Here is a 17,007-nt window from a genome sequence, read left to right on the forward strand (position 1 = left end):
TTTAGTTACAAACCAAATCATTATGAAAAAATATCAAGATCATGCCATTTTCCTATTACGAATGGCATTGGCAGCAGGATTTTCTTCTGCCGTTTTAAGTCGGTTGGGATTATTAGGAAAATATTCCTCCGGCTGGGAAAAGTTTTTAGCTTACGCCAAAGAAGTAAATTCTTTTGCACCTAAAAGCGCTATTCCAACAATCGCCGTTACCGCAACAACAGCCGAAGCGCTTTTGGCACTTCTCTTATTATTTGGCTACAAAACAAGATTAGCCGCAACCGGAGCCTCAATTCTAACTTTCTTATTTGCACTCGCAATGACCTACTCTTTTGGAATTAAAGACCCATTGGATTACTCCGTATTTGTATTCTCTATGGCCGCTCTTCTATTGTCAACCGTAGAACAATACCGATGGAGCTTAGATGAAATTTTAAACAATAAAACAAACTAAAAAACAATAAAAATGGAAAAACAAATCACAAGAACCAGCGAACTCAATTGGAAACCTTTAATCGAAGAAGGTGTAAATACAGCAGGAATTTCGGCAAAAATTTTATGTTTTGACCCGATTGCCAACAGACCTACAGCATTTCTATTAAAATTCGAATCCGGTTCCTCCTACCCCAATCACGTTCACCCAGCCGGAGAAGAAATCTTTGTTCTCGAAGGTGAAATTCGTTCCGGAAAAGACGAATTAAAAACAGGTGATTATTTTTACATGCCACCGGGAAGTACACATTCTGTATTTACTAAAACGGGATGTACTTTGTTGTTTAAGGTTCCGGAGGAGGTTGTAATAGTGAAATAAGAACCTTTTTAAGCCCTCAAAAAGACAAACTTTCTGAGGGCTTTTTCTGTTTACAAAAAAGTAAATTACAAAAAAATCTTACTTTACGGTTTCTCGTAATCAAATTGATAAAATAATTTTTACATTTAACAAACTGAAATAATCCCAAATAAAAGATTTTAAATGACATTTTTCGCTAGTTTATGTTCTCTAATTGCAGTAATTGCATTGTTCTTTTCTGTATTCTTCCTATTTCATAACTCAAAGAAAAATCAAACGAAGAAAAAAAGCAAAACGATAATTATATCTTTACTGTTATTGAGTATTTGTTCCTTTTTCTTAGCAATTACATTAGATTTTACAAATGACTTATTAACTGAACCTCTTACTACGACAATAGATTATTCTAAAGTAGGCCCTTACGGCGACTTAATTGGTGGAATTTTAAACCCCCTTATTGCTTTTATTGGAATAATAGCTGCCTCTCTTGCTTTTTATGCTCAATATCAAGCCAATCATCAAGTACAAGAACAATTTAAAATTCAACAATTTGAAAGCCAATTTTATGAAATGTTGCGATTACATAAAGACAACGTAAATGAGGTATCTATTTCCGAAAAAAAAGTTCTTACTTATTCGTTAAGAAACAGCCAAACAGCACTAGTCGATATTAATGGTAGAAAAGCTTTTGAATACCACGTTAAGGAAATAGAACTATATTATAATGCTGCAAAAACTATCTTCGACAAAAAAAATAGTGAATATTGGTTGAAAAAGGCCTATCACTTATATTTTTTCGGAATAAATAATGGCGGAACGAATAATTTCTACAGACTCCCCAATAGAAGACCTCCCAAAAAACCAACAGAAGAACAACAGTTTTACAATGAAATCGCAAAAGCAAATATTAAATTTAATACAGAGAAAATCGAAGGACATGCCACTTATTTAGCACACTTGTATAGGCATCTTTTTCAAATAGTAAAATTCGTTGCTAGTCAGCAAGAGAGTTTTATTTCTTACGAAGAAAAAAGAAAATATTTAAGAATTTTAAGAGCGCAATTATCTAATCCGGAACAAGTAATGTTGTTCTACAACTGGAAATCCGGTTTTGGTTTTAAATGGGAACAATCCGAAAAAGATAAAAAAGACAATTCAAAACAAAATAGATTTTTTACTGATTATAGGATGATTCATAATGTCTATCAAGATATTCTTATTCAAGATTTTAAGCTTATTGAAATTTTTGATTTAAAAGGCGATTTTAGAAAAGAGAAAGAGAAAGACCATGATCCCTTATTTGAGTTTGAAGATTGGGATAATGATTAGTTATTTTTCAATAAAACTATTGTAATTAAGCAACAATTCTTCGCTGGCGCGAGCGTCCCACTCATGAACTCACTAATTAATAACCAATTATTAAGAGCTAGAAAAAAGCAAAAATAACTTAAATTTGATGACGTATAGCACGAGCGGGACGCTCGCGCCAGCATACAACCAAAAAAAATGATAACGTATACCGCAGTACAAAATGACTTATAAAAAAGAATATCAAAATATATTTTTACTTTCTATCATATCGTCCTGTATAATGCTATTCAGCTTCCTTGTCTCTATAATTACAGGCCCACAAACTGCACACTATATTAATATCTACGCTTTCTTAATTACTATTGGCTCACTATTAATTTTAATTAAAAATAAACTGTTCAGTTTTATGACTATCGCAAGTATTATTTTCAACTTATCACTGGGTATATTCATAGCAAGTTTAAAATATGGATATACGGGATGGCATTACAGTAACTTATTTAGCATAGTCATTCCCAAGTGAGAAAACTTTTGTAATGATAATGTAATGATTGCAAAGAATAAAAAAACCTCCATCTTTTCAAGATCGAGGTTTAATAATTTTACAAATCAGACAAAATCTATTCCTTATCCAAATAAGGATTTAAAACTTCGGCCAATTCATTTAACCAATAAAAGTTATCTTCTAAATCGGTTGCCCCTTCTTCCTTTATAACTCCTAAAGCGAGTATATAATTTACCTGTCTTAATACCTTAGCCATATCTTTTCGGTCTATGGTATTGTTAAAAAAATCGATTAGCCTTGTTTCAGCTTTTTTTGAAAGTGTCTTTGTTCTCATAACTTACATTTAGTGAATATAAAACCCTTGCAGATTAATGCTTACGATACCGCAGACATAACATCAGGGCAAATTTTACCTCATTCTTAATGTGAAGATTTAAGAACTGTAAATATAGCGAAAAGGTTATTTAATTGTAAGTTTTTTATTTCAATAATAATCACCCACTAAATCTAATTTATATTCGTATAGTAAGTTGCAAAAAAGTCTTTTCTAAAAAGCTAAACAAATCAATTAAACAACTCCAACACCATCCGCACTCAACGTTCTTTTAAAATCAGAAGGCGATTTCCCTGTGCTTTTCATGATAAACTTATTAAAATGACTGCTGTCTATAAACCCCAAATCGTTACTGATTTCGGAAAAAGTCAAATTGCTCTTTTTCAATTTTTCTGTAATAACATTCAGTTTCGTCTGTTCGATATAATCTCTTAAACTGATATTCAAATGCTTTTTAAAATATTCTCCAATGTAGTTTAAAGAAACATTAAAGTGATTCGCCATTTCCTTCTTTTTGAGCAAATGCGGATTCGCAATATGAACACGAATATAATTTAAAATCGTATCAATCTTTAAGATCTCCGTAACTTTATAATCGAGCGTATCGTAATTGTTGACTGCATTTCGTTTAATTAACTGAATCAGGGTCATCATCAAACATTTTATAACACTTTCGTTTTGATTTTTCTGGTGGGCAACCTCATCGAGAATTTTTAAGATAATCGATTCACAAAAAACCTTGTCATCATCCAGAAAGATTAAGTTTCCGTTGGTCTGATTGTGCAAAAAGAATAATTGTTCGATGTCTTCACTTTCACTTTTATCGGAGAAAAAACCCGGAAGAAATCGCAGACAATGAAACTTTGTTGGTTTTGCCGTTTTAAAAGAATGATAATCCTTTGGCGTCAGCAAATAAATATCGTCTTTTTTATACGAATGTTTATTCGAATTTAAAATGTGAATCCCTTCCCCATATTCAATAAACAGTATTTCGAAAAAATTATGTCGGTGCATTTCTTTCTTCCAAGTCAGTTCCTCTACCGAATAGATTTCAAAATCATTGTATATAAAAAAAGTGTTATTCATAATCCTCAATTTTTACAAATATAACCTATATTATTACATCTGTAAATTTCTTTGAATCTGTTTACTTTGTTATTCTATAAATTAAAACAAAAACAAAATGAACTCAGCTACAATAAAAATTGGAATTTTAGGAATTGGTGGTATTGGCGGTTTTATAGGTGCTCCGCTGGCGAAAAAATACCAAAATACCAATGTGCAGATTATTTTTATTTGCAGAGGAGAAACCAAAAACAACATTCAAAACAAGGGTCTGATCTTCGAATCTAAAGATAAAACAGAAACGGTACACCCCTACTTGGCATCCGACAATCCAAGCGAAATAGGACCATTAGACGTGATACTTCTGAGCTGTAAATCCTATTCAATAAACGAAATGGTATCGACTTACAAAGACTGCATTACTGTCGACACTCAAATAATTACTTTACAAAATGTAGTCAACGCAGCAGAGATAATTGGTAGCATTTTACCTGATTCAAAGCCAATTATTGAAGGTTGCATTTATGTCGCATCCAATGTAAAAAAACCGGGACACATACAACATATTGGAGGCCCAGGTAAAATTTTCATCGGAGGCAACGAAAATTCTAAATGGATAACCGATATACTATTAAACGGAAATCTCGATATCACACAGGTTGATACCATAAAAGAGATTTTGTGGAAAAAGTATCTTTTCGTGGCTCCCGTTGCTGCTATTACTTCAGCTTATAAAGTGTCTTTCGGAGCACTACTGGAAAACAAAGAATTAATGCATATCCTCGAAAATATGATGATCGAGATTCAATCCCTTGCCGGCAAAAACAATATCGTTCTTACTCATGAAGATATTGAAACGGCTAAAAATTTATTAGACAAGTTCCCTTATCAATCCAAATCATCATTGCAGCTTGATTTTGAGAATAATAACAAAACCGAGAAAGCCTTTTTGGTTGACTATGTTATTGATGAATGTTTTAAAAATGGTATTCAAACACCGTTTTATAGTGCAGTCAATGATAAGATAAAGAGTTTATACGGGGCGTAATTTGCTCATGCCCTTTATGTGAATTAACTGCAAGGCTTGCGTATAATTTTATAGCATTACGACTCCATTTTAATTTAGTACCTATTTTTTTGCACGCAGATTTAGCAGATTAGGCTGATTTACCTCCTATAAAAAAAATCTGCTAAATCTGCTAAATCTGCGTGCAAGAAAAAATCTTTGCGAGTCTTACGGTTAAATACACAAACTATATCTAATCATTATCTATAACTCAACAGACAAAAGTTCTTTACCTAAAGTATGCAAAGCATTTTCAATTTTTAAACGTTGCTCCTCTCTTGGATTTCTGTGACCAGAAGCATAATGTTGTATTTGCTTTTGATTTATACCCGTTATACGTTCAAGTGCAGAATTTGTAAATATTCCTTTGTAATAACTTAATAAACTAACGATATCAAATTTATAAACCAATTCATATTCTTTTTCAAGAAACTCTAATTTATTATCCGCATTAAGTTCTTTAAGCGTTTCAATACAATCTAATACATCTTGTTTGCATTCGTGAACAGTATCTCCACCGCCCACAATTGCTTTCTCATTTTCGGCATATCCCCAAAAGCCATCCTCGTTTCTTTCGATAATAATTTTCATCTCATCCATTTCCTTCTATTATTAGTTACGCAATATTACAAATACAAAATCATAAAAGAAAGAAAAATCTTTCTTTTATGATTTTCAATCTGACCTCAAAAGAAGCGATACCTTATTCATTCATTTTATTAAATTAAACTTTCACAATCGTGCTCTTTCGACAAAGGAGACTTCAACGAAAGCGAATAGACGCAAATCACACAAGAAGCTCACGTACAGTTTGTCATCCTGAGGAACGAAGGATCTCCGTTCGCTGAATCGATTGCGCTTAACTCAACTTTAAGCAGTTACTTCTGAAGATACTTCGTTCCTCAGTAGGACAACATTGCGGAAAATTGAAACGGAGCAACTTGCGTGATTTCTCCTTTGTCGAAATGATATTAAGGCTTGTAAAATCAGTCTTTTACAAGGTATTTATAGTGCTATAAGAAAAAACAATCGCAGAAAATTATTTTCTTTTAAAAAATCGTCATACATTTGCCTAACAGTGTTAAGTAATTTAATACTCAATCAAAATGGCAAGTAAAGATCGAATTTTAAGACAAAAAGAAGAAACAAGAAGTAACATTCTTGAAGCTGCTTATGACATCGTTAAAGATGAAGGATGGCAAGGTCTTAGTATGCGAAAGATTGCCGATAAGATTGAATACACTGCTCCAATTATCTATGAATATTTCTCTAACAAAGATGCCATTTTACGTGAACTAACAGGTAAAGGTTTTATAAAGTTGGGAAAAGAACTGGAAGTGGCTAAAGCACAATTTGAAAAACCGGAAGACCAATTAGAAGCCATGTGGATGGCATATTGGGATTTTGCTTTTACCGATACCGAAATGTATCAAGTGATGTTTGGCGTACAAATGAACTGTTGCTCGGAGCAATGTGATGCTGCTAAAACACCTTATCGATTATTTACTGATGTAATTGCTAAGGTTATGAAAAACAGTAACCCAACTCAGGAAGTTATTACACAAAAATATTATACTTTCTTTTCTGTCATTCACGGTTTGATTGCGATCAATATCATAACTAAAAGTGACGTAATGGAAACAATCAACAATCAGATTCTGAAAGACGCGATTGGTGGTATCATAAAATCAATACAATAAAAAAAATTTAATCGTTACTTAACAGTGATAAATGATTTAATAGAGTAATTTAGACCTTTTTTTCTATTTCACTTAACACTGATAAATAATTTAATAAAGTAATATAGAACCCTTTTTTACTATTTTACTTAACAGTGATAAATAATTTAATACCAATTATGAAATAGATTTGGAAGGCATAATTATATGGAATTTTGCGCCAATTCACTTAACAACGTTAGAAAATTTAATACTATTAAAAAATGAACTCAAATACAACTATAAATAAATATTTTAAAAACGAGAATGTCCAACAAATTAAAACCAATATTAAAATGAAAAATGTAATTATAACCAGTTTTATCCTGGCACTAGTATTAACCAGTTGTGCAGATAAATCACAAGGACCAGCTGCTGCACCGGCACCACTATTACCGGTTTTGGCCATAACAAGCGAAAACACTACCACAGATGCTGAATATCCAGCTTCTATACAAGGAACTGTTGATGTTGAAATCCGTCCACAGGTTAGTGGAAATTTAGACCGTGTTTTGGTAGATGAAGGCGCTTATGTTTCTAAAGGCCAATCTTTATTCAAAATAAACGAACGTCCGTTTCGTGAGCAATTAAACAATGCATTGGCAAATCTTCACGCTGCCGAAGCGGCTTTAATCAATGCGCAGTTAGAAGTCGATAAATTAACTCCTTTGGTACAAAACAAAGTGGTTTCTGATTATCAGTTAAAAACCGCTAAAGCCTCTCAAAAAATTGCTTCAGCCAATATCGAACAAGCAAAAGCAATGGTTGAATCGGCCAAAATTAATTTAGGCTACACCAACGTTACTGCTCCGGTAAGTGGTTATATCGGAAGATTACCTAAAAAACAAGGAAGTTTAGTTGCTGCAACCGATGTGGAAGCTTTGACAACACTTTCAGATGTGCATGAAGTTTTTGTTTACTTCTCTTTGGGTGAAACTGATTTCATCAACTTTAAAGCACAATATGCAGGAAATAGCATTGGAGACAAAATCAAAAAATTACCTCCAGTTTCTTTAATATTAGCAGACAACAACGCTTACCCGCAATCGGGAAAAATTGATATGGTTGACGGTCAGTTTGATAAAACGACAGGTGCCATTACGTTAAGAGCCACTTTTCCAAACGCCAACGGAACTTTACGTTCAGGAAATACTGGAAGAATTCGTTTAGGTCTTCAACATGACGATGCTATTCTGGTTCCTCAATCTGCAACAATCGAAATGCAGGATAAAGTCTTTGTTTTTACTGTGAACAAAGAAAACAAAGTAACCAAAATGCCCATTACTGTTATCGGTAAAAGTGGTACTAATTATCTAATCAAAGACGGTGTAAAATCCGGTGACCAAATTGTATTGAGTGGTATTGATAAACTACAGGAAGGTCAAGCCATTCAGCCTGAGAAATCAAATACAACAAAAGTTGCCCAAATAATTAACAAAAAATAATTTTTACGAAAATGTTCAAAATATTTATACAAAGACCCGTACTGGCAACCGTCATCTCCATACTGTTGGTGATTTTGGGAGTGCTCGGACTTACAAAATTGCCTTTACAACAGTTTCCTGATATTGCACCGCCATCGGTTTTGGTAACGGCAGTTTATCCGGGAGCGAATGCAGAAACGGTTCTGCGTTCTGTTGCTCCTTCCCTGGAAGAATCTATAAATGGTGTTGAGAATATGACTTATATGAGCTCAACTGCCAGTAATGATGGCACTTTGGCTATTACCGTATTCTTTAAACTGGGTACAGATGCCGATCAGGCAGCGGTTAACGTTCAGAACAGAGTGGCTCAGGCAACAAGTCAGTTGCCCGCAGAAGTGGTTCAGCAAGGTGTAATCACCGCAAAACAACAGAACAGTTTTATCATGGCAATCGGTATGTACACCGATGATGAATCTAAATACGATCAGACCTTTGTTGCCAATTATGCACAAATCAATATTATTCCCGAAATCAAACGTATTCCGGGTGTAGGTTCTGCGAGTATTTTTGGTGGTGTAAAAGATTACTCGATGCGTGTTTGGTTAAATCCAACGCAAATGTCAACTTATAATGTGACGCCAAATGAAGTTATGGCAGCCATCCAGGACAAAAGTTTGGAAGCTGCTCCGGGTAAATTTGGAGAGAGAAGTAAAGAAGTTTTCGAATATGTAATTAAATACAAAGGAAAACTAACCAAACCGGAAGATTATCAAAATATTGCTATTCGTTCAAATGCTGACGGTTCAGTCCTTCGCTTGAAAGATGTGGCAAGAGTTGAACTTGGAGCGTATTCGTACAACAGTTTGACCCGTTTAAACGGTAAAAAAGGAGTTGTAATTGGTATCATTCAGTTGGCCGGATCTAACTCCAACGATATTCAGGTGGCGATTAACGAATTGATGGTTAAAGCTTCTAAAGATTTCCCTACAGGAATAAAACACAATATTTTCTACAGTACAAAAGTATCTCTGGATCAGTCTATTGCTCAGGTTGAACATACTTTAATTGAAGCTTTTATATTAGTATTTATTGTGGTATTTATTTTCCTTCAGGATTTTAGATCGACTTTAATTCCGGCTATTGCTGTTCCCGTAGCAATCTTAGGAACGTTCTTCTTCATGCAGTTGTTCGGATTTTCGATTAACCTTTTGACGCTTTTCGCTTTAATCTTAGCCATTGGTATTGTCGTCGATGATGCGATTGTGGTGGTCGAAGCCGTGCATGCCAAAATGGAACACAAACAACTGTCTCCAAAAGTAGCAACACATGAAGCCATGCACGAAATTACGGGTGCTATTATCTCGATTACGCTGGTAATGGCTGCTGTATTCCTCCCGGTTGGTTTTATGGAAGGCTCAACAGGTGTTTTCTACCGTCAGTTTGCTTTCACTATGGCTATTGCAATTGTAATTTCGGCAGTAAACGCTTTGACTTTAAGTCCTGCTCTTGCTGCTTTATTCCTAAAAGATAATCATGGTGTACATGATGGTGAAACTCCTTATGTGAAACAAGGTTTTAAAGAAAAATTCTTTGCCGGATTTAATAACAGTTTCAACGCTTTGACCAACCGTTATGTTGGTGGATTAAAATTCTTAATTCGCAACAAATGGGTTAGTTTAGGAGGTTTGGTTCTAATTACATTCGCAACGATTGTAATGGTAAAAACAACACCATCAGGATTTATTCCAACAGAAGATCAAGGATTTATTGCTATTGCGGTTAATACGCCTTCAGGAACTTCTTTAGACGGAACTCAAAAAGTAATGACTCAAGCCGAAAATACGCTGAGAGGTATGGATCCTTTCCGTTTTGTAACCGCTATTTCAGGTTTCAACTTATTGACCAATTCTACAAGCCCGTCTTCTGCCGTTATTTTTGTATTGCTTAAACCAAATGAAGAACGTGGCAAAATCAAAAATATCGACGAAGTCATGAATGAGGTTCGTGGCAAACTAGGTTCGATTTCAGGAGGAAGTTTCTTCGTATTCAGTTTTCCAACTGTACCGGGGTTTAGTAATGTTGAAGCATTAGATTTAGTATTACAGGATAAAACCGGAGGTAAATTGGATAAGTTTAGTGGAATCTCCCAAACATTCATTGGAGAATTAATGAAACGTCCCGAGATTGCTGTGGCCTTTACCAGTTTCAAAGCCGATTATCCACAATTACAATTGGATATTAATGATGAAAAAGCCGATCAGTTGGGTGTAAAAGTCAAAGACATACTGCAAACCATGCAAGCCTATTTTGGTAGTGCACAGGCCTCTGACTTTAACCGATTTGGTAAGTATTACCGAGTGGTAGTTCAGGCAGATATTGACGACAGAGCAGACCCGTCAGCTATTGACCGAGTATTTGTGAAAAACAAAAATGGCAAAATGGTTCCGATAAATACCTTGGTAAAACTAAGCCGTATTTATGGTTCGGAAACCGCTTCGAGATATAATTTGTTTAATTCCATTTCGATCAATGCGATTCCAAAACCGGGATTTAGTTCGGGAGATGCGATTAAAGCGATTGAAGAAGTTGCAGCGCAACAATTACCTGCAGGTTACAGTTATGAATTTTCGGGACAAACCCGTGAAGAAATTTCTTCCGGAGGACAATCGGCAACTATTTTCTTATTGTGTTTGATATTCATCTATTTCTTACTTGCTGCACAATACGAAAGTTACATTTTGCCTTTGGCCGTAATCTTATCAATCCCTGCAGGTATATTTGGCGTATTCGTAGCCATTGGTTTAACCGGAATTGAAAACAATATTTATGTACAGGTAGCTTTAGTAATGCTTATCGGATTACTCGCTAAAAACGCCATTCTTATTGTAGAGTTTGCGGTACAAAAAAGAAAATCAGGTCAGGCATTAGTCAAAGCCTCGATAGATGCTGCAAAATTACGTTTGCGTCCGATTATCATGACGTCACTGGCTTTCGTAGTAGGATTAATTCCAATGATGAGCGCCACAGGACCATCGGCACAAGGGAATCATTCGATTAGTATTGGTGCCGCAGGTGGAATGATTTCGGGAGTAATTCTCGGATTACTTATCATCCCGGTTTTATTCATCGTATTCCAACATTTACAAGAAAAAGTTTCGGGAAAACCCGTAGCTGTAATTCATAACGACGAAAAATAAAAATGGAAAACTATATAACGACAATTCTAATGACGGTTATCGTCTTCGTTGCTTATCTCTCCTATAAAGTGTCCAAAGATCTTGACACCAGAGAAGATAAATGTCCTGAAATTTAATTACGATAAAGTAAAAATGAAAAAGTATATAACCAAAATCGTGGTGGTCGCCATTCTGATCACCACTATAATATCCTGTAAAGTTTCGAAGGATATTGAAACTCCAAAAGATGCCTTTCCTGAAAATTTCAGGAATGCATCGGTTTCAAAAGATACGACAAGTATTGCCGATTTGGAATGGAAAAATTTCTTTACCGAACAAGATATCATTCAATTAATTGACAGTGCTGTAACCCGAAATAATGATTTACAAATCGCTGCCAAAAACATTGAAATCGCACAATACAGATTTACACAATCTAAATGGAATAATGTTCCTCAGGTCAATGCTTTTGCAAATGCAAGCATCAATCGTCCCTCTGAAAACAGTTTCAACGGGATGAATTTGAATCAAGCATTAGGAAAACAACATGTTGAAGATTATTCGGTAGGAATTTCGCTTGCTTGGGAGGCTGATATTTGGGGAAAGATCAAAAACCAGAAAAAAGGCGCTTTTGCGAATTATCTGCAATCTGAAGAAGTAAAAAAAGCATTGCAGACCACTATTGTTGCCAATGTTTCAAAAGGATATTACAATCTTTTGATGCTGGATGCCCAATTGGAAATCGCCAAACAAAATGTGAAACTAAATGACAGTACCACCAAAATCATCAAACTAAAATACGATGCTGGACAAGTTACTTCATTAGCCATTCAACAATCGGAAGCACAAAAATTAAGTGCGGCACAATTGGTTCCTTTATTAGAACAAAACATTGCCATTCAGGAAAATGCTTTGAGTGTTTTGACAGGTTCATTTCCAAATGCGAAAAAAAGAAATCTTCTTTTGACTTCCATTGAGGTTAAGAATAATGCTGCTATTGGAGTTCCTTCTTCATTAGTAAGCAGAAGACCGGATGTAAAAAGTGCCGAATTGGCCTTAAAAGTCGCCAATGCAAATGTCGGAATCACAAAAGCAGATTTATATCCTGCCTTAAGAATCACAGCTCAGGGCGGATTAAATTCGTTCGAAACCAGCAGTTGGTTTAACATTCCGGCTTCTTTATTCGGAACGGCTCTTGGTGGTTTGACACAGCCTTTATTGAACAATAAAAAAGTAAAAACAGAATATAATATTGCCAAAATTCAAAGAGAAAAAGCAGTTCTGAATTTCAGACAAACCGTTTTGGTAGCGGTAAGCGAAGTGGCTGATGCTATGGTAAAAATAGAAAAACTGCAACAACAGGAAACGTTTCTTCAGGAACGCGTAAAGACCTTGTTGCAGGCGATCAAAAATTCGAATTTGTTATTTAAAAATGGAATGGCTGAATATCTGGAAGTTTTAACTGCTCAATCCAATTTATTGCAAAGTGAATTAGAATTAGCAAACCTAAAAAGAGAACAATTATCTGCTAATACCGAGTTATATCGTGCATTGGGCGGAGGTTGGAGATAATACCCGTTTTTTAATTATTTATTTGAGTGACGCTGTAATACTTCGGTTTTACAGCGTTTTTTTGTTGGTTATTTTGGCACGAATTAGCACGAATTTTTTAATTTATTATCATTTGAGTGTCACCCCGAGCGAAGTCGAAGGGCTTTTGTGGTAAAAAGGGTCTTCGACTTCGCTCAGACTGACAATTGTGGTTGCCAATTGTGGTTGCCAATTGTGGTTGTCACTTGTGGTTTTAATTGATAATTTTCATTGACAAATCTGACCTTATTTCTGTATTTTTGAATGTCTTAAACTTCTTAAAATGATTCCTGACCAAACGAAATACCTCAACGATTTAAAACTAAACTTTCAAAGTTATGCTCCTATTTCTGAGGAATCCTGGGAATTACTTGAAAACCTAGTTGAATTTCAATCCGTAAAAAAGGGGGACATACTGCTGCATATTGGTCAGGTTGCTAAAGAACTTTACTTTATTTGCAAAGGTGCTTTACGAGCTTTCATTACCGATACGGCAGGAAATAGTTATAACAAGAATATTTTTCTTGATGGTTATTTTGCAGGTTCCAAAGCCTCATCCATACAACAGACAGCGTCTGATTTTTCTATAGAAGCTTTAGAAGATTCTATTTTGATCTCTATCAATTATAAAAAATACAGAGAATTGATTTTCAGTAAGGAAGATCTAAAAAACTTTTACATTGCTTATCTGGAAAAAAATTGGGTGATCGAAAAAGAAAAAAGAGAGATCTCATTAGTGATGGACAATGCAACAGAAAGATACCTGCAACTGCTCTCGAAACATCCAGACATTTCGCAAAGAATTCCGCTACTGCATATCGCTTCACATTTGGGGATTACACCAACCCAATTAAGTCGTATCAGAAAAAATCTGGAAAAAGAGCTCTGAATCAACATATGTAAAGACTTTCGACAAATTCTAAACTTAACTTTGTAGTACAATCCCATTAATTACAATAGCAATGAAAAATAGCAATCTAATCGAAAATAATATTGATAATCTGACCGGTTTATGGAAAACCGTTGGAGCTTCTTCCCTATCCTATCATAAAAACGAAAACTTAGAATATTCCAAAATTGAAAATTCCGATTGGCCCAATAAGTTATGGCTTCGTGAAGATATTTCAGAAAATAATGCCGAGAAAGCCATTGAAACAATAAAAGCCAATTCGGGTTTAGTTATTCCGTATTTTGATATCTACAACAGTAATTCGAATAAAATACTGGAAGACAAAGGCCTGGTTGTAAAATCCGAACAAGTAGCAATGGCTTTAAAACTAGATCAAAAATTCACACTGGAAAACAACCTGGATTTTAAACGAATTACAACAGAGGAAGAGGCCGAAATCTGGGCTACTCTCTATCCAAGTGCTTTTGGATATGTGATTGGCAAAGAAATCCTCGTTCAGAATCATACGAAAGTACATTTTTATTTAGTTTCTCTCAATAAACAACCCATCGGTACGCTGATGCTTTATCAAACCGAAAATTTCGCAGGTATTCACGGTGTGGGCGTCATCCCCGAGATGAGACGCAAAGGTTTTGCCGAAGAAATCATGAAATTTGCCCTTAATCTCTCAATAGATTTAAAAGCGGAATATGCTTTGCTGCAAGCCTCCGCCATGGGGAAAGATATCTATACCCGATTGGGGTTTGATGACTTGTTCGTGATCAAAAACTATATCTTGGGGTAAATTCCAAATTTTTTAAAATTCCAAATTCCAAACTTTTGGTCACTGGTTTCTTTGTTGTGTTTAGGGTGCTTGTTGTTCTTAGAAAATCCACATAAATCTGCTTATTCTGTATGAAGAATTTTGCACAAAGACGCTAAGGCGCAAAGTTTTTATACTCCTTAAAATTCTAAACTTTTTTGGGAGCTGCAAATCTTTTTTTTCTATGCGGATTTTAATAAAAAGTTTGTTTTTGTTTTGTCAACCAAGCAAAAGCAATCCAAATAAATCAGCTAAATCTGCCAAATCTGCGTGAAAAATTTTGCACAAAGACGCAAAGCCGCAAAGTTTTTATATTCCTTACATTGACTAAATCAAACTGAGACTGAAAACTGAGACTGAGACTGAGACTGAGACTGAGACTGAGACCGAGACTGAGACCGAGACTGAGACCGAGACTGAGACCGAGACCAAAGACAAACACAAACACAATTGTCCCAAATGACCCTAAAATAGTCATAAATACGTATTTAATAAGAAGAATAAGATTAGTAGATTTGTAACTCATTAACCAATAACCATTTAAATAAATTTTTATGAAATCAACCAAAATTATTTTCTGGACTACTACTATCCTTATTTTTTTATTTGAAGGCGTTATGCCGGCATTAACTTCACAAAGTGAGCTTGCAAAAGAAGGCATCAGACATTTGGGCTATCCTGAATACTTCGGAAATGCTTTAGTTGTTTTTAAAATTCTGGGCGTTTTAGCCTTAATCATCCCGCAGGTTCCGGCACGCATTAAAGAATGGGCCTATGCCGGTTTTGGTTTTGATTTTACATTTGCTTCTATCAGCCATTTTGCCGTTGACGGAATTGGTTTTCAGGCGTTTTTCCCGCTGATCGTTTTTGCGGTTCTAATCCTTTCTTATGTTTCGTATCATAAACTAGAGCGATTTAAAAGAATTGCGCTATAAATCATTTTTTATGATTGAAGTTTTTAAAACAAATGTTCAGGAAGAAGACCAATCGACACTTATTATTGGAAAACTTCTTGAGCATTTTCCAAACAGCCTAATCAGCTTTGATTTGGAAGACTGCGATAAAATTCTGCGTATTCACAGTTCCTCCATTTCAAATAAAAAAATTATAGCAATTTTGAATTCACACGGGTATTTGTGTGAAGCATTGTTGTAAATCAAAAAACGAAAAAAATAGTTTTAATTTTAATTTAAAGCATTAAAAATGAAAACAGCACTTCAAGAAAATATCGTTAACACCTTTAAAAAACTGAATGATTCGCTTTCTTCTTTTTCCGAAAGTGAATTGAATACGGTTCCTTTTGAAGGTAGCTGGACTGCAGCGCAAGTCATTAGACATCTTATTACAGGTTGTTCCGGTTATCCCGAAATGTTTGCCGGAAAAACGGAAAAAACAATCCGAAAACCGGATGAAAAAATAAAAGATATAGAAGCTCTTTTCTATGACTTTGACATCAAAATGGAAGCTCCTGAGTTCCTAATTCCCTCCAATAAAGAATATAATAAAAATTCCTTAACTTTAGCTCTGTTAAAAATAGAGGAAGAATTATTAACCGTTTCAGAAACGCATGATTTAACTTTAACTTATCTTGATTTTGAACTTCCGGGCTTCGGTAAATTCACTTTTTATGAATGGATTAATTTTGCCCTCATTCATATCACAAGACATCTTAGACAGTTAGACAGCATTTCTAAAATAGTACAAAAACAGTAAATCGATCGCTATTTTATTTTCAATTTAAAGCAACTTTAAAATATGAATTCAAAAATCGGAACTGTTTTTTTGTCAGGATTAATTGCCGGAACATTAGATATCCTTGCTGCAATTGTTATTTACGCTCTTATTTTACAAAAAACTACCCCACTAAAGATTCTACAATCCATTGCCAGTGGTGTTTTCAAAAAAGAAGCTTATACCGGTGGCCCTGAAATGGCATGGTACGGACTCGGTTTTCATTTCTTAATTGCGTTGCTTTTTGCTTGGTTTTACTTTATCCTTTATCCCTATCTTCCACTCTTAAAAAAGAGCACTTTAGCTTCCGGTATTTTATACGGTATTTTAGTTTGGATTGTAATGAATCTGGTTGTTTTACCAATCGTCTTCCCGGTTCTACCCGCAAAAAGCCTGGACTTCCCGACCCTGTTGTCTGTCTTAATTCTGATATTCTGTATCGGACTTCCAATCGCCTGTATCACGAGGAAGTATTATGATCGGTAGTTTTCAGTCACAGTCATAGTCACAATTTTACATTTCACAAAAAACATTTCACAATACACAAGAAGCGTCGCAAGTACTTACTACTGCGACGCTTCTTTTTTA

At 34.9% G+C, this 17,007-nt stretch carries 17 protein-coding genes; 14 read left to right on the forward strand and 3 right to left on the reverse strand.

What is annotated here, in order from left to right; translation table 11 throughout:
• Positions 1-22: 22 nt before the first annotated feature.
• The 3 genes from ACHRV3_RS03070 to ACHRV3_RS03080 all read left to right on the forward strand — a co-directional run bounded on the left by ACHRV3_RS03070 (position 23) and on the right by ACHRV3_RS03080 (position 2,116).
• Positions 23-451, forward strand: coding sequence for a DoxX family membrane protein (locus tag ACHRV3_RS03070; protein WP_395435647.1), 429 nt, complete (start codon positions 23-25; stop codon positions 449-451).
• Positions 452-463: 12 nt separating this feature from the next.
• Entirely contained in the window at positions 464-808 is a 345-nt protein-coding gene (locus tag ACHRV3_RS03075; RefSeq protein WP_395435646.1) for a cupin domain-containing protein, read from the forward strand.
• Positions 809-970: 162 nt separating this feature from the next.
• Positions 971-2,116, forward strand: a complete 1,146-nt coding sequence (locus ACHRV3_RS03080; protein ID WP_395435645.1) for a putative phage abortive infection protein — start codon at positions 971-973, stop codon at positions 2,114-2,116.
• A 602-nt stretch (positions 2,117-2,718) separates the two neighbouring features.
• On the opposite strand, the gene ACHRV3_RS03085 is transcribed toward ACHRV3_RS03080, so the two are convergent.
• Entirely contained in the window at positions 2,719-2,937 is a 219-nt protein-coding gene (locus ACHRV3_RS03085; protein ID WP_395435644.1) for a hypothetical protein, read from the reverse strand.
• A 234-nt stretch (positions 2,938-3,171) separates the two neighbouring features.
• Complete coding sequence (locus tag ACHRV3_RS03090; protein ID WP_395435643.1) at positions 3,172-4,023, reverse strand: AraC family transcriptional regulator; 852 nt, start codon at positions 4,021-4,023, stop codon at positions 3,172-3,174.
• Between the two features lie 97 nt (positions 4,024-4,120).
• Between ACHRV3_RS03090 and ACHRV3_RS03095 the strand changes: the two genes are divergently transcribed.
• Positions 4,121-5,050, forward strand: a complete 930-nt coding sequence (locus ACHRV3_RS03095) for a ketopantoate reductase family protein (RefSeq protein ID WP_395435642.1) — start codon at positions 4,121-4,123, stop codon at positions 5,048-5,050.
• 222 nt (positions 5,051-5,272) lie between these two features.
• Here the strand turns inward: ACHRV3_RS03095 and ACHRV3_RS03100 are convergent, their stop codons facing one another.
• Positions 5,273-5,668 carry a hypothetical protein gene (locus ACHRV3_RS03100; RefSeq protein WP_047777195.1) on the reverse strand — a complete coding sequence of 132 codons (396 nt, stop codon included), beginning with the start codon at positions 5,666-5,668 and terminating at the stop codon, positions 5,273-5,275.
• A gap of 506 nt (positions 5,669-6,174) precedes the next feature.
• On the opposite strand from ACHRV3_RS03100, the gene ACHRV3_RS03105 reads away from it, so the two are divergent.
• From ACHRV3_RS03105 to ACHRV3_RS03150, 10 genes are all read left to right on the forward strand, one after another.
• The gene (locus ACHRV3_RS03105) at positions 6,175-6,768 is read left to right on the forward strand and encodes a TetR/AcrR family transcriptional regulator (protein ID WP_047777193.1); all 594 of its coding nucleotides are present in this window, start codon (positions 6,175-6,177) and stop codon (positions 6,766-6,768) included.
• A 242-nt stretch (positions 6,769-7,010) separates the two neighbouring features.
• Positions 7,011-8,231 carry an efflux RND transporter periplasmic adaptor subunit gene (locus ACHRV3_RS03110; RefSeq protein ID WP_395435641.1) on the forward strand — a complete coding sequence of 407 codons (1,221 nt, stop codon included), beginning with the start codon at positions 7,011-7,013 and terminating at the stop codon, positions 8,229-8,231.
• An 11-nt stretch (positions 8,232-8,242) separates the two neighbouring features.
• On the forward strand, positions 8,243-11,407 hold the full coding sequence (locus ACHRV3_RS03115) for an efflux RND transporter permease subunit (RefSeq protein WP_395435640.1): 3,165 nt from the start codon (positions 8,243-8,245) through the stop codon (positions 11,405-11,407).
• A gap of 132 nt (positions 11,408-11,539) precedes the next feature.
• Positions 11,540-12,958, forward strand: coding sequence for a TolC family protein (locus tag ACHRV3_RS03120; RefSeq protein ID WP_395435639.1), 1,419 nt, complete (start codon positions 11,540-11,542; stop codon positions 12,956-12,958).
• A 301-nt stretch (positions 12,959-13,259) separates the two neighbouring features.
• Positions 13,260-13,865: a Crp/Fnr family transcriptional regulator gene (locus tag ACHRV3_RS03125; protein ID WP_395435638.1), complete on the forward strand. Its 606-nt coding sequence runs from the start codon at positions 13,260-13,262 to the stop codon at positions 13,863-13,865.
• Positions 13,866-13,938: 73 nt separating this feature from the next.
• Positions 13,939-14,670 (forward strand): GNAT family N-acetyltransferase, encoded by a 732-nt coding sequence (locus ACHRV3_RS03130; RefSeq protein WP_395435637.1) that lies wholly within the window; start codon positions 13,939-13,941, stop codon positions 14,668-14,670.
• Positions 14,671-15,242: 572 nt separating this feature from the next.
• Positions 15,243-15,623, forward strand: coding sequence for a DoxX family protein (locus ACHRV3_RS03135; protein ID WP_047777181.1), 381 nt, complete (start codon positions 15,243-15,245; stop codon positions 15,621-15,623).
• 10 nt (positions 15,624-15,633) lie between these two features.
• On the forward strand, positions 15,634-15,843 hold the full coding sequence (locus ACHRV3_RS03140) for a hypothetical protein (RefSeq protein WP_230002332.1): 210 nt from the start codon (positions 15,634-15,636) through the stop codon (positions 15,841-15,843).
• Between the two features lie 48 nt (positions 15,844-15,891).
• Entirely contained in the window at positions 15,892-16,401 is a 510-nt protein-coding gene (locus ACHRV3_RS03145) for a DinB family protein (protein ID WP_395435636.1), read from the forward strand.
• 42 nt (positions 16,402-16,443) lie between these two features.
• Positions 16,444-16,905 (forward strand): DUF1440 domain-containing protein, encoded by a 462-nt coding sequence (locus ACHRV3_RS03150; protein ID WP_395435635.1) that lies wholly within the window; start codon positions 16,444-16,446, stop codon positions 16,903-16,905.
• The last annotated feature ends 102 nt before the right edge of the window (positions 16,906-17,007 follow it).

Origin of the sequence: Flavobacterium sp. FlaQc-49, assembly GCF_044005985.1 — a bacterium.
Lineage (GTDB): Bacteria > Bacteroidota > Bacteroidia > Flavobacteriales > Flavobacteriaceae > Flavobacterium > Flavobacterium cupriresistens.